Origin of the sequence: Roseovarius sp. MMSF_3298, assembly GCF_030733705.1 — a bacterium.
Taxonomy (GTDB): domain Bacteria; phylum Pseudomonadota; class Alphaproteobacteria; order Rhodobacterales; family Rhodobacteraceae; genus Roseovarius; species Roseovarius confluentis.
Map to the genome: position 1 here is coordinate 33220 of NZ_JASHIN010000006.1, position 23441 is coordinate 56660.

Sequence of the window (23441 nt, forward strand, 5' to 3'; positions counted from 1 at the left end):
GGCATTGGCCGAAAATTGCTTAGAATCGCGATCAGACCCGGCAAACGGGCGTTTGGAACATGAGGCATCAGGATGAGCATTTCACACAAAACAGTCACTATCATTGCAGGTCTGTCGATGTTGGGGGCCACGGCCTGTACCAGCCCGGCCTACCTCGACAACACCGCCGTTGACCGGAACCAGAAGGCCAAGCAAGGCGCACTGCTGGGCGGGCTGCTGGGTGCGGGCGCGGGGGCGCTCGTGGCCGACAAGAAGGTCAAGGGGGCGCTGATCGGCGGCGCCGTCGGCGCGGCGGGCGGTGCCGTGGCCGGCAACATGTTGGACCGGCAGGAAGCCGAACTGCGCAACAACATTGGCAACGACAATGTCGATATCCAGAACACCGGCGACCGCCTGATCGTGACGCTGCCGCAGGATATCCTGTTCGACGTGGACAGCGCAGCGGTGCGTCCGGGCCTGCGCAGCGATCTGTCCGCGGTGGCGCAGAACCTGCAGAATTACCCCGACAGCCGGGTACAGATCGTCGGCCATACGGATAATTCCGGCGGTGCCGAGCATAACCAGGACCTGTCCGAGCGGCGCGCGAATGCCGTGGCGGACGTGCTGATGAACGGTGGCGTTGCCTTCAGCCGGATCGACGCGTTCGGCCGCGGCGAAGATGCGCCGGTAGCGTCGAACCTGACCGAGGACGGCAAGGCACAGAACCGGCGGGTGGAAATCGTCATCCTGCCCAACGCGGCCTGACGCCGGCGAAGGTTATTCGCAGAATAATCTGGCGCTGAAACGAAACGCCCCGCCGGAGGACCCGGCGGGCGTTTGCGTTGCAAGCGTTGTGTTCAACCGAAGACGCGCCCCAGGGCCTCGTCGACCGAGGCGACGATCTGGTCGATGTCGTCCTTGGTCGAAATGAGCGCGGGCGAGAAGCACAGCGTGTTGTTGAAGCCCGGGATCGAGCGGTTGGTCACACCGATGATCGTGCCCTGCGCCATGCAGTCGGCGACGACGGCCTGTGCCTGTTTCTCGGGCACTGGTTCCTTGCTGACGCGGTCTGACACAAGCTCTGCCCCGAGGAAGAGGCCCTTGCCGCGGACCTGCCCGATGACTGCATGCTTGTCGGCCAGCGCGTTCAGTTGGTCCATCATGTAGTCGCCCATCTTCGTGGTGTTTTCCAGCAGGCCTTCCTCTTCGATGATGGCGACGTTTTCCAGCGCCGCGGCGGGGCCGGCGGTGCAGCCGCCAAAGGTGGAAATGTCGCGGAAGTAGTTGAGCGGGTCCTCGATGTCGTCCTTGAACATGTCGAAGACTTTCTCGTTGGTCACGCAGCACGCAATGGCGGCATAGCCCGAGGCGACGCCCTTGGCCATGGTCACGAAATCGGGCTCGACCCCGTAGTGCTGGTAGCCGAACCAGTGGGTCCCGGTGCGGCCCACGCCGCAGACGACCTCGTCGATATGCAGCAGGATGTCGTACTTGCGGCAGATCTCCTGCACGCGGGGCCAGTAGCCCTCGGGCGGAGTGATGACGCCGCCACCGGCGGTCACGGGCTCAAGGCAGAGCGCGCCGACCGTGTCGGGGCCTTCGGCAAGGATGACTTCCTCGATCGCATTGGCGGCGGCGATGCCGTACTCCTCGCCGGTCAGGTCCCATTGCGCGCGGTATTCAAGGCAGTGCGGCACGCGCACGAAACCGGGTGCGAAGGGGCCGTACTGCGCGTTGCGCTCGTCCTGACCGCCCGCCGACATCGTGCCGATGGTCGAGCCGTGATAGTCGCGCTCGCGGTAGAGGATCTTGTATTTCTTGCCGCCATAGCGCTTGTGCGCGATCTGCCGGACCATCTTGAAGGCTTTCTCGTTCGCCTCGGAGCCGGAATTGGTGAAATAGACGCGGCTCATGCCCGGCATCTTGGAAATCAGCTTTTCCGAGAACATCGCGCCGGGGATCGAGCCGGCGGAGCCCGCGAAATAAGGCAGCTTGATCAGCTGGTCGCGAATGGCGTTGGCAATGCGCTCGCGGCCGTAGCCCACGTTCACCGTCCAGACACCGCCGGATACGGCGTCTATGTGTTCCTTGCCGTGCTGGTCCCAGACGCGCATGCCCTTGCCCTCGACGATGATCTTGGGGGCGCCGGTCTGGAACGGCTGGTGTTGAATCAGGTGGTGCCAGACATGGGCGCGGTCGGCGTCCACGACTTTTTCGATATCGTTCAGCAGGTTGCCATCCATCGGAAACTCCATCAGGTCAAGCCCGGCACGGTGGCCGGGGGCGCAGAAGTGCACAGCGGTGCCATTGGCGTATAATCAGCCTCGAATCCGGTTCTGTCGATAGGGCCAACTGGGCTCATTGTTTAAGTCCAGTAATGGCCGGTTTGCCCCCGGTAATCCGGTGATTTGGTGCTATTCTGCTGATTTCTGAGACGGTTTTTCCGAAACTTCGGTTCGGAAAGGTGGAAGAAGCCCTGTTTGCCAGACAAAATCATTGATCGGAATCGTAAATTCGGCTCGGATGAGGCCGCATCTGCCATCGGGGGCAGCGCGGCGGAAAAGTTTCTGCCGTGTAGACAAAGGCCCCGGCAAGGATGGCGCGACATAAAAGAAACGAAACTCCAGGGAGACAAGAACCTATGACACTCAAGTCAAAACTCATGGCAGCCACCACCGGCGCGGGCCTTTTGGCGGGCGCTTCGGCATCGGCGCAGGAAATCACGGTCGGCTATTTCCTCGAATGGCCGATGCCGTTCCAGTACGCCAAGGCCGAAGGTATGTATGACGAGGCGATGGGCATGACGGTGAACTGGGTCAGCTTCGACACCGGCACCGCCATGAGCGCCGCGATGGCGTCGGGTGACGTGCAACTGGTGGTCAGCCAGGGCGTGCCGCCCTTCGTGGTGGCCACCAGCGCGGGCCAGGATTTGCAGATCGTCGACGTGGCCGTCTCTTATTCGGACAACGACAACTGCGTCGTGTCGGCGGCGTTGGAGATCGACAAGGACAGCGCGGGCGAACTGGCCGGCAAGAAGGTCGCCGTGCCGTTGGGCACCGCGGCGCATTACGGCTTTCTGAAGCAGATGGACCATTTCGGCGTGTCGCTGGACAGCCTGACGGTCGTGGACATGGCCCCTGCCGAAGGGCAGGCCGCGCTGGCGCAAGGCGCCGTCGACATGGCCTGTGGCTGGGGCGGTGCGCTGCGCCGCATGAAGGAAAGCGGCAACGTCCTGCTGACCGGCGCCGAGAAGGAAGAGCTGGGCATCCTCGTGTTCGATGTGACCTCGGGCCCGGCGTCGTTCATCGCCGAGAACCCGGACGTGGTGTCGAGCTTCCTCAAGGTGACGGCGGACGCCAACGCCATGTGGGCGGACGAAGCCAACCACGACAAGATGCTGCCGGTGATCGCCGAGGACGCTGGCATGTCGGAAGAAGACACGATGGCCACCATCGAGACTTTCGTGTTCCCGCCAGCGGATGAGCAACTGACCGAGAAATGGCTGGGCGGCGGCGCGCAGGAATTCATGAAGGGTGTCGCAGACGTCTTCGTGGAAGCGGGCTCGATCGACGCGTCAAAAGCCTCTTACGAGACGAATGTGAACACCGGCCCGCTCGAAGCCGTCGTTCAGTAAGGTTTTTCGCAAGACGCCCGCGGGCCGCATGCCCGGCCCGCGGGACCGCACCAACACCAATAATCCGAAAACGGAAGGGGGCAGGAATGTCGACATTGAAAATCGACAATCTTTCCATGCGCTTCGATCTGCCGAATGGCGGGCATGTGCAGGCGCTCAAGGACGTCTCGCTGGAGCTGCAGAGCGGCGAATTGATGAGCGTGCTGGGGCCGTCGGGCTGTGGCAAGACCACGCTTTTGAACATCGTCGCCGGGTTTCTGGCGCCGACCGAAGGGCAGATCGTGCTGAACGATCACAAGGTCACCGGCCCGGATGCCGAGCGCGGCATGGTGTTCCAGCAGGGCGCGCTGTTCGAATGGATGAGCGTGCGCGACAACGTGAGCTTTGGCCCCCGGATGAAGGGCGAGAGCAAGAAGACCTACACGCCGACCGTCGATCACCTGCTGGAGGTGGTGGGCCTGAAGGATTTCAAGGATAAGGCGATTTACGAATTGTCTGGCGGGATGCAGCAGCGTGTGGCGCTTGCCCGCTGCCTGGCCAACGATCCCGACGTGATCCTGATGGACGAACCCTTGGGGGCGCTCGATGCGCTGACGCGGGAAAAGATGCAGGGACTTGTACTGAAGCTCTGGAAGGAAACGGGCAAGACGATCATCCTGATCACCCACTCGGTCGAAGAGGCGCTGCTCTTGGGTGAGCGGCTGCTGGTGATGGCGCCGCGGCCGGGGCGCATTCACAAGGAATATCGCCTGCCTTTTGCCGATCTGGGTGTGGGCAAGGACCTGCGCGAGGTGAAAAAACATCCCGAGTTCAGTCAGCGGCGTGAGGAAATCCTCGAAATGATCTGGAACATGGAAGAAGAGATCATGGGCCGCGTGGAGGAAAGCGCATGACCGGGTTCATCGTTCTCGCGCTCTATGTGGGCGCGTTTTTCATTGCCTATCTCGCGGTTTCGGCACTGTACCGGGCCTTCTTTGCACGGATCGACTATACCGCACTGAAAACCGTGACCTTCGGGGACGAAAGCGCCGTGCGCCCGAACCGGGCGGCGAGCGTTCTGTCGGTGATCACGATTTTCCTGCTGTGGGTGGCCTTCACGAACTCTACCCTGCCATTGCCGCAGGCGTCCTCGCCTTATCTGGGCGAGGTAACGTTCACCTATACGTCCACGTTGCCGGACGGACGGGCGGACGATGCCGAGGTGACCGTGCTGGTCTACCGCGAGGATATCAGCCAGACGGTGGACGCAGAGGGCAACCCGGGCCGCATTCCGGCGGCGCCCGAGGTGGAGCCGGGCGACGGGTTCGCCAAGAACGACAGCCTTGTGGTGCCGCGATACGGCTACAAGGTGATCAACGTGTTCGGCAATGACGATCTGGGCCGGGGCGAGGACGCCGTCATCACCGCGCTGAACGGGACCGAGGTGCAGGCGGGGGAAACGCTCAAGCTGCCGGAAGGCGACCTTGGGTTGACCGACAAGGGTACGCCGACCTTCTCGCCTTCGACCGGCAACCGGATGCAGCGGCTGTACCTGCCTGCGCCCGAGGTGACGGTCGAGCGGTTCTTCGAACTGAACGAAGAAGGGTATCGCAATTATACCCTGTGGCAGCATACGTGGATCTCGCTGCAACGGGTCTTGCTGGGCTTCTTCTTCGGGGCGCTGGTGGGGATACCGCTGGGCTATGCGATGGGCCTGACCAACTGGGCACGCGGCTGGTTCGACCCGATCGTGGAGTTCATGCGGCCAGTGCCGCCGCTGGCGCTGATCCCGCTGATGATCATCTGGTTCGGTATCGGTGAGCAGTCCAAGGTGATCCTGTTGTTCCTGGCCGCACTTTGGATCATGGCGATCGCGGCACGGGCCGGGGTGTCCGGAGTGGCGATATCCAAGGTGCACGCGGCCTATTCGCTGGGGGCCAGCAAGTCGCAGGTGTTGACCAAGGTGATCATTCCCAACAGCCTGCCGGAGATTTTCACCGGCGCTCGGGTTGCCATGGGTGTCTGCTGGGGCACCGTCGTGGCCGCCGAACTTGTGGCGGCCGAGCGGGGCCTTGGCATGATGATCATGGTCGCGTCGAAATTCCAGCTGACCGATATCGTGATCGTCGGGATCATCCTGATCGGGATCATCGGTTTCCTGATCGACGTGGGCATCCGGATGCTGGAGAAATGGCTGGTGCCCTGGAAAGGGCGCGTCTGACGGCGACGAGAATTGCGAAACGCCCGGTCCTCGTGCCGGGCGTTTTTCGTTATGGCGAGTTGATGCGGATCAAGGAAGAATGCACGCGCGACCGTGCAGGGTGACGCCATGGAAATTGCCGAACTTTTGATGGCCCTCGGGGTCCTGTTCCTGGCCGGGCTGGTGGCGGACCAGGCGGGACGTTTCACGCGTCTGCCACGGGTGACGATGCTGTTGCTGCTGGGCCTGGTCGCCGGGCAGGCCGGGCTGGACCTGATCCCCGGCGACCTGATCGCGTGGTTCGAGGTCTTGTCCATTGTCGCGCTGACCATGGTCGCCTTTCTACTGGGCGGGACGCTGACCCGCGAGATATTGGCGCGGCGTGGGCGGGCCATCCTGATCCTGTCCCTGGTGATCGCGCTGGGCACGGCGGGTGTCGTCGTGGCGGGGTTGGTGCTGATCGGCCTGGATTGGCAGTTGGCGTTGGTGCTGGGCGCGATTGCCACGGCGACGGACCCGGCGGCGATGACGGATGTGATCCGGCAGACTGGGGTGAAGAGCGCATTCGCCGACACGTTGAAGGGGATCGTGGCCATAGACGACGTCTGGGGCCTGATCCTGTTCAGTCTTGTGCTTGCGGTGGTCAGCCAGTCCAGCGGACTTGCCGAGATCCTGGGTGGCGCGGCGCATGACATCCTGGGTGGTGTCGCCCTGGGCGTGGCGCTGGGCGTGCCGGCGGCGCTGTTGACCGGGCGGCTGACCCCGGGAGAGCCGCAGCAGGCCGAGGCGATCGGGATCGTGTTCCTGACCGCGGGCCTTGCGCTGTGGCTCGAGGTGTCCTTCCTGATCGCGGGGATGACAGCCGGCGCGGTGGTGGTGAATTTCGCGCAGCACCACGAGCGCGCCTTTCACGAGATCGAACATGTTCAGTGGCCCTTCATGATCCTGTTCTTTCTGCTGGCCGGGGCGACACTGGAATTGGACGCACTTTTGGGGCTTGGTTGGGCCGGGGTGCTTTACCTTGGCTTGCGGATACTGGCGCGGATCTGGGGCGGGTTCGCCGGGGGCTGGCTGGCCGGGGCCAGCGCGGCAGAGCGGCGGTGGTATGGCCCGGCGCTCTTGCCGCAGGCGGGCGTCGCGGTCGGCATCGCGCTGGTCGCGGGCGAGGCGCTGCCGGACTGGTCGGGAACGATCATGGCGCTGACCATTGCCAGCACTGTAGTGTTCGAGATCATAGGCCCGCCCCTGACCCTGCTGGCAATCCGGCGGGTGACCCGGCAGGACGGTTAGGCCCGCATGTCCTTGGGCGAGCCCATCACCACGAAGGATGTTATGGCGTTGACCTGCGGCAGCGTGCCGATGACATCGGTGTGGAACGCCTTGTAGGCGGGCAGGTCGGCCACCTCGATCCGAAGCAGGTATTCGACCGACCCGGTGATGTTGTGGCACTCGACCACTTCGGGTGCTGTGGCCATGGCGCGTTCGAAGGCGATCTGGCTGTCCTTGGTGTGGGAGTTCAGTCCAACCGTGGCATAGGCGATGAACCCGACGCCCAGCTTGGAGCGGTCGAGCACGGCGCGGAAGCCGGTGATGATGCCGCGGCGTTCTAGATCCTGCACCCGGCGCAGGCAGGCGGAGGGCGAAAGGCCGACTCTCTCCGCCAAATCGAGGTTACTGATCCGACCGTCGCGCTGGAGCTCGTGCAATATTTTGTCGTTTATGTGATCCATAGGCGCAAATAATTGCATAAAACCAAATCATACGCAAAGGAACGCAATTTCACTGCGCTACTTACGCCATATGTTGCGTTCATGTCATTCCAGATGCTGACCCTTCTTACCGGTTTTGCTTTCACAACGGTGATCACGCCGGGGCCCAACAACCTGATGCTGATGGCCTCGGGCGCGAACTTCGGCTTTCGCCGGACCGTGCCGCACATGTTGGGAATAACGCTGGGATTTCCCTGCATGATCGTGCTGGTGGGGCTGGGGGTTATGCAGTTGTTCGACCTGTGGCCGCCGGCCTACACGATCCTGATGGTGCTGAGTGTCGCGTACCTTTTGTACCTTGCGTGGAAGATCGCCAATGCCGCCCCGCCGAGGGAGGCCAGGGCGGAAGGCAAGCCGCTGACCTTCCTGCAATCGGCAGCTTTCCAGTGGGTAAATCCCAAAGCATGGAGCATGGCGCTGTCGGCGATCACGCTTTACGCGACGAGCCGCGACCTTGACGCGATCTTGTGGGTGGCCGGGGTTTACGTGGTCGCGTCGGTTGTCAGCACCACGAGCTGGACGGTGCTGGGCCAGCAGATGCGCCGCTTTCTGAACAGCCCAAAGCGGTTGCGGGTGTTCAACCGGATGATGGCGGCACTGCTGGTGCTGACGCTGGTCCTGGTCTTGCGACAGCAGGGCGCGGGATAGGCCGGGACTTGCGCCATGACGGGGATGCTGCGATGACGGCAGGCATGACAATCACCTTGCTGCATACGGCCGAGGCGCACCGGGTTCGGTTCGACAACATCCGGGACCGGATCAATCCGGATATGACGTTGAAGCACGTTGTGCGTCCGCGATGGCTGAAAAAGGCGCAGGACGACGGCGCTGCGGCGCTGGAAGACGAAATCGCAGGCGTGATCGCCCGTGCGCCGGGGCCGGTGCTGTGTACCTGCACGACGCTGGGGCCAGTGGCCGAGAGCGCGGGGGCTATGCGCGTGGACTGGCCGATGATGCGCGCGGCGGCGCAGGCGCAGGGGCCGGTGCTGATGGCGTTCTGCCTGGAGAGTACCTATGCGCCCAGCCTTGCGCTGCTGGAACGCGCGCTGGCCGAGGACGGCACGCCGCAAAAGGTCTATCCCCTGCCGATGCCGCAATACTGGCCGCTGTTCGAGGCAGGCGAGACAGAGGCCTTTGATGCCGTGATCGCTGGCGAGGTGCGGCAAGCGGTCGAGACGCAGGGCGACGTGGCAGCGGTGGTGCTGGCGCAAGCCTCGATGGATGGCGCGGCGGCGCGGCTGGAGGATCTGAACGTGCCGGTTCTGAGTTCGCCGGAACTGGCGCTGCGAGCGGTGCTTGACGTCGCGCGCGGCTAAAGCCGTTTGTACATGTAGGTCGTGGAATGGAGCGTCCGTCCGTCGGGATCGAGCGCGAAATCGGGAATGATGCCCGCCACTTCGAACCCCACCGAGGCGTAAAGTGATTGCGAGACATCGCCGCTGCGGGTGTCGAGGGTCACGTTGGTCTTGCCCAAGGTTCGGGCATGATCCAGCGCGGCCCGCAGCAGCGCGTGCCCCAGACCGCGGCGTCGGGCGGTGGGGTGGACCATCATCTTGGCGATCTCGGCCCGGTGCGGCTGGTTCTGCGGCATGGCGGTGATCAGTTGCACCGTTCCGACAAGCGTATCACCCAGGTGGGCGGTGAGCAGGCAGCGGCGGTTGGCGGTAACCTCGGGGAAGACGTCGGCTTGCCAGAAGGCACGGGCCGTCTCGGGCGCGAGTGGATCCAGGAAGCTGACGGCAGCGCCCTCGGTGACTGTGTCGATCAGCAGGCGAGTGAGGCCGTCGAGATTCCGATCCAGCTCGGGGCCGGTCAGGTTGATGATGCGCGGCGCGGTCATGCCAGCGCCAGCAGGTAGCGGGCGCCGTCCGGCCCGGCGCGGAACTCCGACACGCCGTTCAGGCGGTAGCGCAGGCAGTCGCCGGGGCAAAGGCTGTGGGTCTGGCTGTCGACAGTGATGTACAACGCGCCTTCAAGCAATACGAAATGATGCTCGTGCCCGGGCACGCTGGGATGGTCGTAGGAGATCGTCGCCTCCGGTTCGAGCGTGGCCTCGACGATCTCGAGTTGCAGGCCGGCACTGGGGGGCGAGACGTTTCGGCGTTGAAAGCCGTGGCTGGCGTCGTGGTAGACTTGCTGGGCAGAGCGGGGCACGAAGGCCTGGAGCCGGCTTTCCAGCGGTGAGATCAATTGCGAGATCGGCAGGCGCAGGGCGGTCGAGAGCTTGGCAAGCGTGTCGGCCGTGGGGCTGACCTCGCCATTCTCGATCCGAGAGAGGCTCGCTCGGCTGACGGAACTGGCCTTGGCCAGATCGGCCAGCGTGAGGTTGCGCGACTGGCGCAGGTCGCGGATGTGTCGGGCCAACGTGGGCGGTAAGGCAGCAAATGATTCCATAAATGGAAATTTATCCCATATAAGAGATTCGCGCAATGCCCGCATGATGCGAAGTCTGTTGAACCCTCCGACCTTTTCCATATATCCCGTAGGCCAAACAGGAGCATGGGCATGACCAATTACCTCGACTTTGAAAAGTCCCTGGCGGAAATCGAAGGCAAGGCGGAAGAGCTGCGCGCGATGGCGCGGACGACCGAGGGGATGGATGTCGAGGACGAAGCCGGGGCGCTGGACAAGAAAGCCGCTGCCATGCTGACCGACCTTTACAAGGACCTGACGCCATGGCGGAAATGCCAGGTGGCGCGGCATCCTAACCGGCCCCATTGCAAGGATTACATCGAGGCGCTGTTCGAGGAATACACGCCGCTGGCGGGCGACCGGAATTTTGCCGATGATCAGGCCGTGATGGGCGGGCTGGCGCGGTTCGGCGACACGCCGGTGGTTGTGATCGGGCATGAGAAGGGCAACGATACCAAGTCCCGGATCGAGCGGAATTTCGGCATGGCGCGGCCCGAGGGCTATCGCAAGGCGATCCGGCTGATGGACATGGCGGACCGGTTCAACCTGCCGGTTATCACGCTGGTGGACACGCCCGGCGCCTATCCGGGCAAGGGCGCCGAAGAGCGCGGCCAGAGCGAGGCGATTGCCCGCTCGACCGAGATGTGCCTGAAGGCCGGTGTGCCGCTGGTCAGTGTCATTATCGGCGAGGGCGGATCGGGTGGTGCGGTGGCGTTCGCCTCGGCCAACCGCGTGGCGATGCTGGAGCATTCCGTCTATTCGGTGATCAGCCCCGAGGGCTGTGCCAGCATCCTGTGGAAGGATTCCGAGAAGATGCGCGAGGCTGCAGAGGCGCTGCGGCTGACCGCGCAGGACCTTATCAAGTTGGGCGTGATCGATCGCGTGATCGACGAGCCCAAAGGCGGCGCGCATCGTGATCCGAGGGGCGCGATGGCGTCGGTGAGTGATGCGATCCGGGCGATGTTGGACGGGTTGAAGGACCTGTCGCGCGAGGAACTGGTGCGTGACCGGCGCGAGAAGTTCCTGAAGATGGGATCGACTGGCCTGGCGGCCTAGAGAATTACGCCGAGCCGGATGAGGGCCCATGCCGCGCCCGCGATGTGGGCCAGCGTGATCATCACCGAGCCAAGATGCAGCAGCTTGAACCGTTTGGAGTGGCCGGCATCGGTGGCGGCGTTGATCTTCGGCATGAGAGATTGCCGCGCGTAGAGCGTGGTGAGCGCGATCACGGCGAGGATCGCCATGGACAGCAGGTCGGCGAAGGCAGCGCAGACTGCGGCGAGGCCGGACGTGCCCAGCACGAACAGGTAGAAATGTGGAAAGGCGCGGCGGATCAGGGTGCGCGCTGTCTCTTCCGGCAGGGCGCGCAGCACGAAGGCCGCGAAGCCGAAGGAATAGAGCGCCATGCCGCCGAAGAGGAGCGCGGTCAGAAGCAGGGCGAGGATCGTCATGTTGTGGCCTCCGGTTTCAGGGCGGTTCCGATATAGATCACTTGCTTGAAAGGCAGCACGCCGAACCTGAAATCCAGCCGTCGGGTCAGGCCGGTCGGGCCAAGCCCCGTTATCTTGCCGGGGATCAGCCCGGCAACCTGCAACCCATCCGTCAGTTCGGCTGGCTTGATGAACATCGCGGGGTCATGGGTCCCCTTGGGCAGCAGGCCAAGGATATCTTCGGCCATGGTGATGGTGGCCAGCCGGGCGATGACGTTGCGGTTGATGGTGTCGAACAGGAACAGTCCGCCAGGTTTCAGCACGCGGGCGACCTCGTGCAGGACCTGCCTCAGATCCGAGACATGCTCCAGCACGTCGACGCAGACGAGGGCATCGAAGGCCGCATCTTCATAGGGTAGCGCCTCGCCCACGCCGGTGTCGTAGCGGATCTCGTGGCCGGATTGTGCGGCATGGGACCGGGCCGCGGCGATGGCCTCCTTCGCGGGGTCGATGCCGGTGACCTGCGCGCCGCGCCCGGCGATGGCTTCGGCCATGAAGCCGCCTGCGCAGCCAAGGTCGAGCACCGTTTTGCCCGCCCAGTCTATGTGCCGGTCGAAGAACTTCAGGCGGGCGGGCACAAGGTTTTTCAGCGTGCGCACCCAGCGGAGGTCGTCCGACCACCATTGCGCGGCGGCATTGTCGTAGATCTCTTGCTTGTTGCGGTTTTTTTCAGCCATGCGGCGGAGATAGGCCGCTTGCCACGGGCATCCAGAGGCGGCGTCAGGCCAACAGCATCTTCAGCCCTTGGGTCACGTCGGAGCGGACGGCAAGGCGCAGCCCCGGTTCGTCCCCGGCCTTGAGCGCCGAGATGATCAGGCGGTGGTAACGCGGCGGCTCTTTCTGCTGCAGTTTGCCGTAAAGCGCGCGCATCGTGGGGCCGAGTTGCAGCCAGACGGTTTCGGCCATGGCCAGCATCGCGGGCGCCTGGGCGCGCAGGTAGAGCGTGCGGTGAAATTCGAGGTTCGAGCGGATATAGCCGACCGCGTCCTGGTGGGCGATGTGATCGGTGATCCGCGTGTTGATGGATTGCAGGCGGTCGATCAGGGCCATGTGGGCGCGGGGCAGGGCGCGGCTGGCCAGTTCGACCTCGATCAGGGCGCGCAGCGCGGCCAGTTCCTCGATTCGTTCGTTGCCAAGCTCGGGCGCGGCAAGGCGGCCAGAGCTGCTGACCGTCAGGGCACCCTCGGCCGACAAGCGGCGGACGGCCTCGCGGGCAGGGGTCATGGAAACATTGTATTCCGCGCCGACGCCGCGCAGGGTCAGGGCCTGTCCGGGTCGCAACTCGCCATGCATGATACGACTGCGCAATCCACGATAGACGCGGTCATGGGCCGACCCGGTGGGGGCGGCGCCGGTGGCCGAGGCAAGCCCGGCTTCGGAGCGCGGCGGAAAGTTCATGGGGCATTTGTGATCACAGTTTGCCGCGCGGTCAATCCTGTTGCGTCAGTCGAAGCGATAGCGGTGAAGTTCCGCACCGTTTTCACGCAGCCAGCGGCGCGGCGTGTCATAGCCGGGGCAGATCCGATCGACGATGCTCCAGAAGGCGCGCGAATGGTTCATTTCAACGAGATGCGCGACCTCGTGCGCGGCGACGTAATCGAGAACGTCGCGGGGCGCGAGGATGAGCCGCCAGGAATACATCAACCCTGCGTCTTGGGTGCACGAGCCCCAGCGCGAGCGGGTGTCGCGCAGGGTCAGACGGGCGTACTTGCGGCCAACCGCCTGCGCATAATGATCCGAGGCGGTGGCAAGCTGGTCGCGGGCGCGAGTCTTCAGCCAAGCCTGGACCCGCCGGGGCGCGGTTTCGGGCGGGCCGGGCACGGTGAGCGTGTCGTCCGCAAGCTCGATCCGCCGGCCCGAACCGGGCAAGAGACGGCGCGGGCGGCCCTCGACAGGCAGGTCCGAGCCGATTCGTACCTCGGTCAGATCGGGTTGACGTGAAAGTTGCGCCCTCAGCCACGCGGCCTTTTCATTGGCGAAGTCCAGCGCCGTGCGCTCTGCCACGCCTGGGGGCATGGTCAGCGTCACGCGCCCGTCAACACCCGACACCCTAAGCGAAATCCGCCGCGCCCGCGCCGAGCGGCGCAGGGTCACTTCGACCGGGGGGTTGCCGGGCAGAACGTAATGCCCCATATGCCGCTCACCTCTTGCAGCGCTGCGCCGCGCTTTATGCCTTTGACACCTGATACGTCTTATGGCAGGGGACGTCGAACGCCTGCAAGTCCACAGACACCGAAAGGGATAAGGATGCCCAAGGAAGAATGGGGTGTGAAGCGCGTCTGCCCGACGACGGGCAAACGGTTTTACGACCTGAACAAAGATCCGATCGTCAGCCCCTACACGGGCGAGGTTGTCGAGCTGCATTCCGGCAAGAGCCGGTCGATCACCGCGGACGCGGAAGATGCCGAGACCAAGAAGATGAAGGGCAACGAAGTCGACGAGGAAGTCATCGAGGATGATGATGATGTCGATGTGGACCTGGGCGACGATGTTCTGGACGACGACGACGACGATGATAACGTCTCGCTCGATGATATCGCGGACGTTGCGTCGGACGACGACGAAAGCTGAACCAAGTTGTGAGAGGGCGGGATTTTCCACTTGATCCCGCCTGCCGCTTTACCTAGAACGCGGCAAATGACGGCCCGGCGACGGGCCATCGGTTCGGGGCCTTAGCTCAGCTGGGAGAGCGCCTGCATGGCATGCAGGAGGTCAGCGGTTCGATCCCGCTAGGCTCCACCAAATCCCGTTGAATTTATTGATGAAATTCGCACCGTGACCACTGTGCCCCGCCCATGCCCCTAAATTTCAATAGTTCATTTGCTCCAACAGAGCAGCAGTTGAGTGGACTTGAGTATGATACTGGATTTATCGGACATGACAGGCTTAGTAGTGTGAGTCGTTACTTGGTTTCTGGTGATTGTTTCTTGGTAAGCTTATTAAGTTACAATCAGAGTTAAGTGCCCCGGGTTGCCGGAATATTGCCTTGACGGCGGCACCATTCCGGCAGGCGAGGCGCTGCTGCACATGATAACCGACCGCGCGATCGAGCCCACGCGCAACGTGTTTCGCGCCAGCCGCCCACTGCGTACGATGTCCGGGGCAATCCCGTCCCTCGAGCGCTGCCACCCATTCCGCATCTTCCCGCGGCCATGGACTGCCGTGTCGCCGTGCGCCGGGCATTGCGGGCCGGACCCAACCGGGGGCTGCCGCTGTAGGGGTTGGGCGCGACCGCCACACGACGCCATTTCCCCACGCGGCAGGATGTTCTGGGCGACAACGAGGACATGCTGATCGCCGCGGTGACCCTGTTGCAGCAGCCGCCTCCCTGACCGGAGCAGCACCGACCGCGTGGCAACGCAGGGCGGAACCTTGCGCCTGGGCCGCACGTTGATCGGGCAGGCTTGCACACACTGCAGGCTGAAGTTCGCGAAAGGATTTTCCCGATGTTCCTGCTGCATTCGGTCGTTGTGGCCCTGACTCGCCGTGTTGCAACTCAACCCGTTCGCATCGCGCCCTGGCGGCTAAGCGTCGGTGCAGAGCGTGACAGGTCGTGATGACCGACAGCGACCACACCGCGCGACTGGCTCGGCTGGACCGGTTGGCCAACACTCTGGATTCCAAGTTCCGGATTCCACTGCTCGGCATCCCGGTCGGGTGGGATTCGATTTTGGGGCTGATACCGGGGGTGGGTGACTTGGTCACCCTTGGGCCCGGTGCCTGGATCATCGTCGAAGGGCACCGGATGGGGGCGCGCAAGCGGGTGCTGGGGCGCATGGCGCTGAACACCGGGGTCGACACGGTAATTGGTGGCATTCCCCTGATCGGCGACGCGTTTGACCTGTTCTTCAAATCCCACCGCCGCAACGTGGCGCTACTGCGCCGCGATCTGGATGTTCCGTCGGCAGCAGGAGGGCAGACGCCCGAATTTGCACGCAGCTGAAGTGGTGCTCTGGCGCAACCTGCAAAAGGCTTGGCAGATCAAGAAGCCGTTGTTCAAAGTACTCGGTTTCCGATAGGCTTTGCTTGTCAGGAGGACGCATGGCAGACCACAGGGATTTCCCAATCGTCGGTATCGGTGCTTCCGCCGGAGGGCTGGATGCCTACAAGCGGTTTCTGAAGGCGTTGCCGGGGGATACCGGAGCTGCCTATATCCTGATTCAGCACCTGGATCCGAACCATCCCAGCATGATGGCGGACCTGTTGACGCGGCAGACCTCGATGACCGTGGTGCAGGCCGCGGATGACATGTTGCTGGAGCCGAACACCGTCTACGTTATCCCGCCGGGCAAGTTCATCCGCCTGATCGACCGCAAACTGAGCCTTGATGCGCCGGTCGAGGAAAAGGGCATGCGCATGGCGATCGACTATTTCTTCCGGTCGCTGGCCGAGGAGCGAGAGGAAAAGGCGATTGGCATCGTTTTGTCGGGCACCGGCAGCGACGGCACGCTGGGCCTTCGCGAGATCAAGGCGGCGGGTGGCATGGCGATGGCGCAGGACGCTGTTGAGGCCGAACATGACGGGATGCCGCGCAGCGCTTTCAACACCGGACTTGTGGATTTCGTCCTGCCGGTGGCCGAGATGCCCGAGCGGTTGACGCAGTTCTTCGAGCATCCGTATCTGCGCAAGCCGGCGGATGCGGACAAGTCCCTGTCGCAGCAGGCTGGCGAAGGGTACAACGAAGTCCTGCGGCAGCTGCGGCTGCAGACCGAGTATGAATTTGGCAACTATAAGCGCGGCACGGTGGAACGGCGCATCCAGCGGCGCATGGGGCTGGGCCAGTTCCGGGAGCTGTCCGATTATGTCGCTTACCTGACCCAGACTCCCGAGGAAGTGCACTGCCTCTTTCGCGACCTTCTTATCGGCGTGACGCGGTTTTTTCGCGAGCCTGAAGTCTGGGAGGCTCTTGCCGACAAGGTGATCGAGCCGATGCTGGACGGCAAAAAGAAGGGGGAAGCGATCCGTGCCTGGGTGCCCGGTTGTGCCAGCGGGGAAGAGGCCTATACGCTTGCCATGACGATCTTCGACCGGCTGGACAGGCGTCGCGTGGATTGTCCGGTTCAGGTGTTTGCCACGGATCTCAACTCGAAGGCCATCGAAGTCGCCCGTAGCGGCGAGTATCCCGCCGCTGCGCTGCCCGACATACCCGAGCGGTTGCGGCGCAATTTCGTCGTCGAGCATAACGACACGTTCCTGGTCAGCAAGCGGCTGCGCGAAACCGTGGTTTTTGCCACTCAAAACGTGATTTCGGACCCGCCCTTTTCGCGGTTGGACATCATCAGCTGTCGCAACGTGATGATCTATCTCGAAACCGATGTGCAGCAGCGGATGATCGAGATGTTCCACTTTGCGCTGGGCGAGGGCGGGCACCTGCTGCTGGGCAATTCAGAGAACGCGGAACGGCCCGGTCGCCTGTTCACGGCGGTCGACAAAAGCAGCCGGATCTATCGCAAGGCAGTCAACAGCCGGGTTCGGCCGGGGAAGTTCCCCGCTCCGCCGAGCGGAACGGGTGACGGTCCGAAACTGGCGTCGCGCCCGCGCTCTTTCGCGCCGGTTGCCGAAACCGCGCGACGGCAACTGCTGGAGCGCTTCGTGCCGCCCTGCGTGGTCGTCAACAAGAGCCTCGAGGCGCTTTATTTTCACGGGACGATGCGCGACTATCTGCAGTTTCCGGATGGCGAGCCGACCAGCCGGTTGCCTGAAATCGTAGTGCCCGAGTTGCGCGGCAAGCTGCGCATGGTCCTGAACACGATGCGATCGGGCGGCGAAGAGGCGGAGGCGGTTGCGCTGAACGTGCCGCGCGGCGGCGGCCAGATCAGTGTCCGGATTTTCGCTGAGAAAGTCGACGGGAGCGACGGTGAGCCCAACTATCTTGTCTGCTTCGAAGATGCTTCGGACTTGCGCGATACCGATGCAGAGGCAGACGCGCGGGCCAAGGCCCGCAAAGCGGCCGGACCGGGTGAGCGCGATGCGGTCGAAACGCTGGAATACGAACTGCAATCAACGCGCGAAGACCTGCAATCGACCATCGAGGAGATGGAGACCTCGAACGAAGAGCTGAAAGCCTCGAATGAAGAGGTCATGAGCATGAACGAGGAGTTGCAGTCGACCAACGAGGAACTGGAGACCTCGCGCGAGGAACTGCAATCGCTCAATGAGGAATTGTCTACGGTCAACAGCCAGCTCGAGGACAAGATCGAGGAACTGGAGCAGACCAACAACGATCTCAACAACCTGCTGACCTCGATCGACATCGGCGTGATCTTCCTTGATACCGACCTGCTGATTCGCCGGTTCACGCCAGCGATGAAGGAGGTGATGCGCATCCTTGACGGCGATATCGGCCGGCCGGTCGAGGACATCGTGATGCGGGTGCAGGACCCGAACCTGATCGAGGACGCGCGGACCTGTCTTGATAAACTGAGCGATATCGAAGCCGAGATCAGTACTGATGACGGCAGGCACCGCATCCGCCGCCTGCGCCCTTACCGGACGTCGGACAACAAGATCGGGGGGGTGGTGGTTTCATATACCGACGTCACCAACCTTCAGAGAGCCCGTGCTGCCGCCCGACGTCGCGAGGCGCAACAGGAGGCTGTTGCCGAATTGGGCCGCCTGGCGCTTTCGGGGGCGGAACTTCAGGATGTTCTGGACATGGCCGTGCGCGAATTGTCGGAGCATATGAACGTGCGGTTCACCAAGGTGCTTCAGCTTGATCCTGGCGGCGGCCGATTGACCCTCCGGGCAGGCGTCGGTTGGACCGAGGCGACGGTTGGGGAGTCGACAGTCGGCACAGGCGTCGAAAGCCAGGCGGGGTATACGCTGCAACAGCGCAGTGCCGTGGTGGTCAGGGATTTCCGCGAAGAAAAGCGGTTTACAGCGCCGAGACTGCTGAAGGATCATCACATCCTGTGCGGTGCCAGCGTGATGATCGGCCCGCATGAAGCGCCATGGGGTGTTCTGGGCGTGCATGAATGCAGCCTCGAACGCTGTGGCTTTGACGCCGACGACATAAATTTCCTACAGGCGACGGCGAATGTTCTGTGGCTGGTGATTGCGCGCGGGCGGGCGCTGGACAGCATCGAGGAAGAGCGCCGACAACTGCGCGACATGGCGGACAGTCTGCCGATCCTCTTTGCCGTGATCGACGGCGACCAACGTTACGAGTTCGTCAACAAGGCCTACGAGTTCTGGGGCCGGACCGCGGACGAGATCGAAGGGCTGCGGATGTCGGACCTGGTGAACCCCGCGGCCTACGAGGTCGTTGCCCCTTATGTCGCCGGCGCTCTTCGCGGCGAAGAGCAGACATTCGAGGTGTCGATCGGGTCGGACACGAACGGCGCGCAACGCGATGTATTGGTCAGTTATGCGCCGAGACGGAATGCGGCGGGTGCGGTGACGGGGTTTTATTCCGCCGCGCTGGACGTGAGCGAGCGCAAGCGGTTGGAGCGCGACCTTGCAGAGCGCTTCGACCAGTATCGCACGCTGGGTGAATCGATTCCGTTCGGGGTGTGGATCAACGATGCGGAGGGCAATCTGACCTATGTCAGCCCCGCTTTCCTGGAACTGGTCGGCAAGACGCTGGAAGAGGCACAGACCGCAGGCCTGAGCGACTGCGTCGCGCCCGAGATGCGCGACGAGATCAAGGAACTGTGGACCGAAACGCTGCGCACCGGAACGCCGTGGGAGCGAGAGCTGGATATCATCGGCAAGGACGGCAAGATCTATCACACACTGGCGCTGGGGCGGCCTATCCGCGATGCCACTGGCCGCATCACCTCTTGGGTTGGGCTGAATCTGGACATCACCGAACGCAAGGCGGAGGCGGCACGGTTGGCGGTCATCTCGGCCGAACTGGATCATCGGGTGAAGAATATCCTGGCGACGGTGTCGACCATCACCCGGATGACAGGGCGGTCGTCGAACACGTTGGAGGGCTATCGCGACGCGCTTCAGGCGCGGATCAGGGCGATGGCGGCGGCGCACCGGCAACTGGCGGATGCCAAGTGGCAGGGCATGTCGTTGAGGAGCCTGATCGAGACCGAGATCGACCCTTATCGCGCGAGCCGGGTGGATGCGATCCATCTTGACGGGCCTTACGTGGAATTGCCACCTGGCCTTGTGCAGACGCTGGCGCTGGGCTTTCACGAACTTACGACCAATTCCAGCAAGTACGGCGCGCTGTCGACCGAGGAAGGGCGGCTGGATGTCAGTTGGCAAAATGAGGACGGCTTGGAAATAAACTGGATCGAATCCGGTCTTTCGGGCGTTGAGGCCCCGACGTCGGCAGGGTTTGGCACAACGCTGTTGACGCGCATCCTTGCGGCCCAAGGCGCTGACGTGACAATAGACTATCGCGATACGGGTATTCATGTAAGGATTGCACTGTCGGATTTGACGTGATGCCGCGTCGGGAGCAACCGCGATGAAGGTACTGGTACTGGAAGACGATCCTCTTTTGCAGGTCGACTTGGCGGAAATGCTCGAGATGATGGGGCACGAAGTGGTCGGGCCGTTCAGCGCAGAGGCGCCCGCCATGCAGTCCTGCGACGCGGCCCTGCCCGATGCGGCTTTCGTGGATTTCAATCTTGGCAAGGACCGCAATAGTTCAGTCTTTGCGCGGCGCCTTCACAAGGATGGGGTGCACTTCGCTTTTCTGACGGCGCATGGACGTCAATACTTGCCGGCCGATCTTGAAGAGGTGCTGGTGATAGAAAAGCCGTATACCGAGGCGCAACTGGAGTGGTTTCTAGGGGGTGCTCGTCACTGACGGGGTTACCGGCTTGGACGGTGTGCTGCGGCCCATGCGCGACAAAGCTTCGATCACGATTTCCGCTGGTTCGGTTTTGTCGATGGTGATCACGGATGGGTCGAGATCAGTGATGCGGCGTTGTTCGCCAAGGATACCGCTGTAGATCACGGTGGACACGCCCCGAGACTGCAGTACGGCCAGAAGGCGTTTGCCCTCGGGCTCGTTCAGGAATGCGTCTGAAAAGGAATTGCCCAGATCGAGGTCGAGGATGCAGTAGTCGAAACCGCCGGAATCGATCGCGGCAAGCGCATCCCGGTAGGAGCATGCGCTTTTCAAAGACTGATATCCGGCGTCACTGAGCGCGACTTCGAGGCCGACACAAATGAACGGATCGTCTTCGACGACAAGGACCGAAGGCAAGGAAATGACACTATCCTCAGATATTCTGTTCGCGCCTTAGTGTAGCGTTGTCGCCGAAGAATCGCAATGTGGTTGAGCCGAGTTGAGCGGGGCGCCGCCTTGGGCAGAATCACAGAAACTGTTGCAGCAGGATCTGCGTGGCGCGGTCTGCAGGCAGAAACTGATTGTGGATTTTCACGCCGGGTTTGGGGCCCGGTGCGGCGCGTGCGGGACTGCTGCGAGATTTCATGATCGTTATCCTGATTGTTGCGTGATCATGGGTCTTGCGCAGATGTGTTTTGGTTCAATCACGGTCCTGCGCTCGGGGCTTGTAAAGCGCCGGGGACAGGCCATTTTTCAGAGGAACGCATCAAACGGGGGTATCCATGACCTACCAAAAGACTGAAGACGCGGTGGCACGACTGACGCCAGAGCAATACCGCGTCACGCAAGAGAACGGCACCGAGCGGCCGTTTACCGGCGAATACAACGACACCAAGGAAGCTGGTATCTACGTGGACATCGTTTCCGGCGAGCCGCTGTTCGCCTCGTCTGACAAGTTCGAGAGCGGCTGTGGCTGGCCCAGCTTCACCAAGCCGATCGAGCCGGCGCATGTGACCGAGTTGCGAGACGCCTCGCTTGGCATGGTTCGCACAGAAGTACGCAGCGCCCATGGCGACAGCCATCTGGGCCACGTCTTTCCCGACGGGCCGCAGGACAGGGGCGGGCTGCGATACTGCATCAACTCTGCTTCGCTGCGGTTCATCCCGCGTGACGAGATGGAGGCCGAAGGCTATGGTGACTACCTGGATCAAGTGGAGGACGTGTAATGGCTGAAGAACGCGCAGTGCTGGCAGGCGGATGTTTCTGGGGCATGCAGGAGCTGATCCGCAAGATGCCGGGTGTGGGCAAGACCCGGGTGGGTTACACTGGCGGTGACGTGCCCAACGCCACCTATCGCAATCACGGCACCCATGCCGAGGGGATCGAGATTTGCTTTGATCCCGACAAGATCAGCTATCGGCAGATCCTGGAGTTCTTTTTCCAGATCCACGATCCGACCACGCCTAACCGGCAGGGCAATGACGTCGGGATGAGCTATCGTTCGGCGATCTACTATGTGAACGACGAGCAGAAAGCCGTGGCCGAAGACACGATTGCCGACGTGAACGCCTCGGGCCTGTGGCCTGGCAAGGTCGTGACCGAGGTGGAGCCGGTGGGCGATTTCTGGGAGGCTGAGGCCGAACACCAAGATTACCTGGTGCGGTTCCCAGCCGGCTATACCTGCCATTTTCCCCGGCCCGACTGGGTGCTGCCGAGGCGCGACGCGGCGGAATAACCCGCAGAAATTCGCGCTTCGATCTGACTCTCAGGGCCGTCCCACCGCGGGCGGCCCTGTTCGTTTCCTAAAGATCTACCCAAAATTACCCTGTTGCTTCGTGGGTCGAGACACTTAGTATTCCCCGCACAAACAGGGAGAGAGAACCAATGAACAAGATGATCGGAGCCGGCGTTACCGCCGCGCTGTCCTTCGCTTTTGCCGGAGAAGCCTTGGCCGTCGAATGGAATGTGTCCGTCTGGGGCAAGCGCCGCGCCTTTACCGAGCACGTCGAGAAACTGGCCGAGCTGGTCGCCGAAAAGACCAACGGCGAGTTCACCATGAACGTCAGCTATGGCGGCCTTTCGAAGAACCGCGAGAACCTTGATGGTATCTCGATCGGCGCGTTCGAGATGGCGCAGTTCTGCGCGGGCTATCACCCGGACAAGAACCGCGTCGTGACCGTTCTGGAGTTGCCGTTCCTGGGTGTCAGCAACCTCGATGAGGAGGTCGCCGTGTCCACCGCCGTTTATAATCACCCGGCCGCCGCCGAGGAGATGGCGCAGTGGAACGCCAAGCTGCTGATGACCTCGCCGATGCCGCAATACAACCTTGTCGGAACGGGCGAACCGCGCAACGAACTGGCCGACTTCGAAGGGATGCGGGTGCGCGCCACCGGCGGTCTTGGCGAGGCGTTCAAGGCGGTGGGGGCGGTGCCCACCTCGGTGACCGCGACCGAAGCCTATCAGGCGATGGAATCGGGCGTCGTCGACACCGTGTCGTTCGCCCAGCACGCGCATCTGAGCTTTGGCACGATCAACCAGGCGGACTGGTGGACGGCCAACCTGAACCCCGGCACGGTGAACTGCCCGGTGGTGGTGAATATCGACGCCTATGAAGGGCTGAGCGACGAACACCGCGAGGCGCTGGACAGCTCGGTGCCCGAGGCGCTGGACCATTACCTTGCCAATTATGCAGAGCTTCTGAAGCGCTGGGACAGCGTTCTGGAGGAAAAAGGCGTCGAGAAGGTGATGATCTCGGACAGCGTGAAGGAAGAGTTCAAGGCCCAGGCCGCGGACCCCGCACGCGAGGCCTGGATCCAGGAAATGGAAGCGCAGGGCCTGCCGGGCCAGGAGCTTTACGATCTCGTGCAAAGCACGCTGGAAGAGCATCGCGCGTCGAACTGAGCGCGGCTGGCCGTCCGGGGGCTGACCCCGGACGGCCTCTTCAAGAAAGGTGCCGAGCATATGGTCGTAGAAGTGAACCAACTGCCGCTGATCATTCTTCTGAAGGTGTCTGACCCGGATGGTCATAAGATCCATACCGAGGAATATCGTATCTCGGCCACCTCTTACGCGCCGCCGATCCCCGATGTCGGGCAGTCGTGGAACCTGTGGGTCGACGGCAAGAACTGGCCCTGCATTGTCCTGAAAAAGACGGTGACGACCAGCTTTGGCGCTAACGGGTTGGGCACCACGTTGAGCATCGCCGTCGAAAGAACGGACTAGC

Annotated in this window: 25 protein-coding genes and 1 tRNA gene; 17 read left to right on the plus strand and 9 right to left on the minus strand. The window is 62.7% G+C overall.

Annotated elements, in window-relative coordinates; all coding sequences use genetic code 11:
- Window positions 1-72: 72 nt before the first annotated feature.
- Entirely contained in the window at window positions 73-744 is a 672-nt protein-coding gene (locus RBB18_RS07285; protein ID WP_306111801.1) for an OmpA family protein, read from the plus strand.
- Between the two features lie 92 nt (window positions 745-836).
- Here the strand turns inward: RBB18_RS07285 and RBB18_RS07290 are convergent, their stop codons facing one another.
- Window positions 837-2222 carry an aspartate aminotransferase family protein gene (locus tag RBB18_RS07290; protein WP_306111800.1) on the minus strand — a complete coding sequence of 462 codons (1386 nt, stop codon included), beginning with the start codon at window positions 2220-2222 and terminating at the stop codon, window positions 837-839.
- Between the two features lie 398 nt (window positions 2223-2620).
- On the opposite strand from RBB18_RS07290, the gene RBB18_RS07295 reads away from it, so the two are divergent.
- The 4 genes from RBB18_RS07295 to RBB18_RS07310 all read left to right on the plus strand — a co-directional run bounded on the left by RBB18_RS07295 (window position 2621) and on the right by RBB18_RS07310 (window position 7082).
- Entirely contained in the window at window positions 2621-3613 is a 993-nt protein-coding gene (locus RBB18_RS07295; RefSeq protein WP_306111799.1) for an ABC transporter substrate-binding protein, read from the plus strand.
- Between the two features lie 86 nt (window positions 3614-3699).
- Complete coding sequence (locus RBB18_RS07300) at window positions 3700-4506, plus strand: taurine ABC transporter ATP-binding protein (RefSeq protein WP_103762804.1); 807 nt, start codon at window positions 3700-3702, stop codon at window positions 4504-4506.
- Window positions 4503-5813: an ABC transporter permease gene (locus RBB18_RS07305; RefSeq protein WP_306111798.1), complete on the plus strand. Its 1311-nt coding sequence runs from the start codon at window positions 4503-4505 to the stop codon at window positions 5811-5813. The genes RBB18_RS07300 and RBB18_RS07305 overlap by 4 nt, the downstream gene beginning before the upstream one ends.
- Window positions 5814-5921: 108 nt before the next feature.
- A complete protein-coding gene (locus RBB18_RS07310) occupies window positions 5922-7082 on the plus strand; it encodes a cation:proton antiporter (RefSeq protein WP_274592895.1) in 1161 nt (386 codons plus the stop codon).
- On the opposite strand, the gene RBB18_RS07315 is transcribed toward RBB18_RS07310, so the two are convergent.
- Window positions 7079-7522 (minus strand): Lrp/AsnC family transcriptional regulator, encoded by a 444-nt coding sequence (locus RBB18_RS07315; RefSeq protein ID WP_103762807.1) that lies wholly within the window; start codon window positions 7520-7522, stop codon window positions 7079-7081. The genes RBB18_RS07310 and RBB18_RS07315 overlap by 4 nt on opposite strands.
- A gap of 81 nt (window positions 7523-7603) precedes the next feature.
- Between RBB18_RS07315 and RBB18_RS07320 the strand changes: the two genes are divergently transcribed.
- Both RBB18_RS07320 and RBB18_RS07325 read left to right on the plus strand, forming a co-directional pair.
- Entirely contained in the window at window positions 7604-8209 is a 606-nt protein-coding gene (locus RBB18_RS07320; RefSeq protein ID WP_306111797.1) for a LysE family translocator, read from the plus strand.
- Between the two features lie 44 nt (window positions 8210-8253).
- Window positions 8254-8877, plus strand: a complete 624-nt coding sequence (locus RBB18_RS07325) for a hypothetical protein (protein ID WP_103763001.1) — start codon at window positions 8254-8256, stop codon at window positions 8875-8877.
- Here RBB18_RS07325 and RBB18_RS07330 read toward each other — a convergent pair.
- Both RBB18_RS07330 and RBB18_RS07335 read right to left on the minus strand, forming a co-directional pair.
- The gene (locus tag RBB18_RS07330; RefSeq protein ID WP_103762809.1) at window positions 8874-9401 is read right to left on the minus strand and encodes an N-acetyltransferase; all 528 of its coding nucleotides are present in this window, start codon (window positions 9399-9401) and stop codon (window positions 8874-8876) included. The two genes, RBB18_RS07325 and RBB18_RS07330, sit on opposite strands and share 4 nt — an antisense overlap.
- Window positions 9398-9955, minus strand: coding sequence for a helix-turn-helix domain-containing protein (locus RBB18_RS07335; RefSeq protein ID WP_306111796.1), 558 nt, complete (start codon window positions 9953-9955; stop codon window positions 9398-9400). The genes RBB18_RS07330 and RBB18_RS07335 overlap by 4 nt, the downstream gene beginning before the upstream one ends.
- A 111-nt stretch (window positions 9956-10066) precedes the next feature.
- Between RBB18_RS07335 and RBB18_RS07340 the strand changes: the two genes are divergently transcribed.
- Window positions 10067-11029, plus strand: coding sequence for an acetyl-CoA carboxylase carboxyltransferase subunit alpha (locus RBB18_RS07340; RefSeq protein WP_306111795.1), 963 nt, complete (start codon window positions 10067-10069; stop codon window positions 11027-11029).
- Here RBB18_RS07340 and RBB18_RS07345 read toward each other — a convergent pair.
- From RBB18_RS07345 to RBB18_RS07360, 4 genes are read right to left on the minus strand one after another with little or no spacing between them, the layout of a single operon-like run.
- Window positions 11026-11424, minus strand: a complete 399-nt coding sequence (locus RBB18_RS07345) for a DUF4149 domain-containing protein (RefSeq protein ID WP_306111794.1) — start codon at window positions 11422-11424, stop codon at window positions 11026-11028. The two genes, RBB18_RS07340 and RBB18_RS07345, sit on opposite strands and share 4 nt — an antisense overlap.
- Window positions 11421-12140 (minus strand): bifunctional 2-polyprenyl-6-hydroxyphenol methylase/3-demethylubiquinol 3-O-methyltransferase UbiG, encoded by a 720-nt coding sequence (gene ubiG / locus RBB18_RS07350; protein ID WP_306111793.1) that lies wholly within the window; start codon window positions 12138-12140, stop codon window positions 11421-11423. The genes RBB18_RS07345 and ubiG overlap by 4 nt, the downstream gene beginning before the upstream one ends.
- Window positions 12141-12183: 43 nt before the next feature.
- A complete protein-coding gene (locus RBB18_RS07355) occupies window positions 12184-12861 on the minus strand; it encodes a GntR family transcriptional regulator (protein ID WP_103762813.1) in 678 nt (225 codons plus the stop codon).
- Between the two features lie 45 nt (window positions 12862-12906).
- Window positions 12907-13596, minus strand: coding sequence for a M48 family metallopeptidase (locus RBB18_RS07360; protein ID WP_103762814.1), 690 nt, complete (start codon window positions 13594-13596; stop codon window positions 12907-12909).
- Between the two features lie 114 nt (window positions 13597-13710).
- Here RBB18_RS07360 and RBB18_RS07365 point away from each other — a divergent pair, with 114 nt between their 5' ends.
- The 5 genes from RBB18_RS07365 to RBB18_RS07385 all read left to right on the plus strand — a co-directional run bounded on the left by RBB18_RS07365 (window position 13711) and on the right by RBB18_RS07385 (window position 20233).
- Window positions 13711-14034, plus strand: coding sequence for a TIGR02300 family protein (locus RBB18_RS07365; protein WP_103762815.1), 324 nt, complete (start codon window positions 13711-13713; stop codon window positions 14032-14034).
- A 95-nt stretch (window positions 14035-14129) separates the two neighbouring features.
- Window positions 14130-14205: transfer RNA gene (locus RBB18_RS07370), tRNA-Ala, on the plus strand.
- Window positions 14206-15019: 814 nt separating this feature from the next.
- The gene (locus RBB18_RS07375; RefSeq protein WP_274592901.1) at window positions 15020-15406 is read left to right on the plus strand and encodes a DUF4112 domain-containing protein; all 387 of its coding nucleotides are present in this window, start codon (window positions 15020-15022) and stop codon (window positions 15404-15406) included.
- A gap of 98 nt (window positions 15407-15504) precedes the next feature.
- On the plus strand, window positions 15505-19866 hold the full coding sequence (locus tag RBB18_RS07380; protein WP_103762818.1) for a chemotaxis protein CheB: 4362 nt from the start codon (window positions 15505-15507) through the stop codon (window positions 19864-19866).
- A gap of 22 nt (window positions 19867-19888) precedes the next feature.
- On the plus strand, window positions 19889-20233 hold the full coding sequence (locus RBB18_RS07385) for a hypothetical protein (protein ID WP_274592903.1): 345 nt from the start codon (window positions 19889-19891) through the stop codon (window positions 20231-20233).
- Here RBB18_RS07385 and RBB18_RS07390 read toward each other — a convergent pair.
- The gene (locus RBB18_RS07390) at window positions 20213-20635 is read right to left on the minus strand and encodes a response regulator (protein ID WP_170067170.1); all 423 of its coding nucleotides are present in this window, start codon (window positions 20633-20635) and stop codon (window positions 20213-20215) included. The genes RBB18_RS07385 and RBB18_RS07390 overlap by 21 nt on opposite strands.
- A gap of 365 nt (window positions 20636-21000) precedes the next feature.
- On the opposite strand from RBB18_RS07390, the gene msrB reads away from it, so the two are divergent.
- The 4 genes from msrB to RBB18_RS07410 all read left to right on the plus strand — a co-directional run bounded on the left by msrB (window position 21001) and on the right by RBB18_RS07410 (window position 23440).
- Window positions 21001-21444 (plus strand): peptide-methionine (R)-S-oxide reductase MsrB, encoded by a 444-nt coding sequence (gene msrB, locus RBB18_RS07395; protein WP_103762821.1) that lies wholly within the window; start codon window positions 21001-21003, stop codon window positions 21442-21444.
- Window positions 21444-21953 (plus strand): peptide-methionine (S)-S-oxide reductase MsrA, encoded by a 510-nt coding sequence (msrA, locus tag RBB18_RS07400; RefSeq protein WP_306111792.1) that lies wholly within the window; start codon window positions 21444-21446, stop codon window positions 21951-21953. Before msrB ends, msrA begins: the two co-directional genes overlap by 1 nt.
- Window positions 21954-22102: 149 nt before the next feature.
- Window positions 22103-23119 carry a C4-dicarboxylate TRAP transporter substrate-binding protein gene (locus tag RBB18_RS07405; protein WP_274592905.1) on the plus strand — a complete coding sequence of 339 codons (1017 nt, stop codon included), beginning with the start codon at window positions 22103-22105 and terminating at the stop codon, window positions 23117-23119.
- Between the two features lie 60 nt (window positions 23120-23179).
- Window positions 23180-23440 carry a hypothetical protein gene (locus RBB18_RS07410; RefSeq protein WP_306111791.1) on the plus strand — a complete coding sequence of 87 codons (261 nt, stop codon included), beginning with the start codon at window positions 23180-23182 and terminating at the stop codon, window positions 23438-23440.
- Window position 23441: the final 1 nt, after the last annotated feature.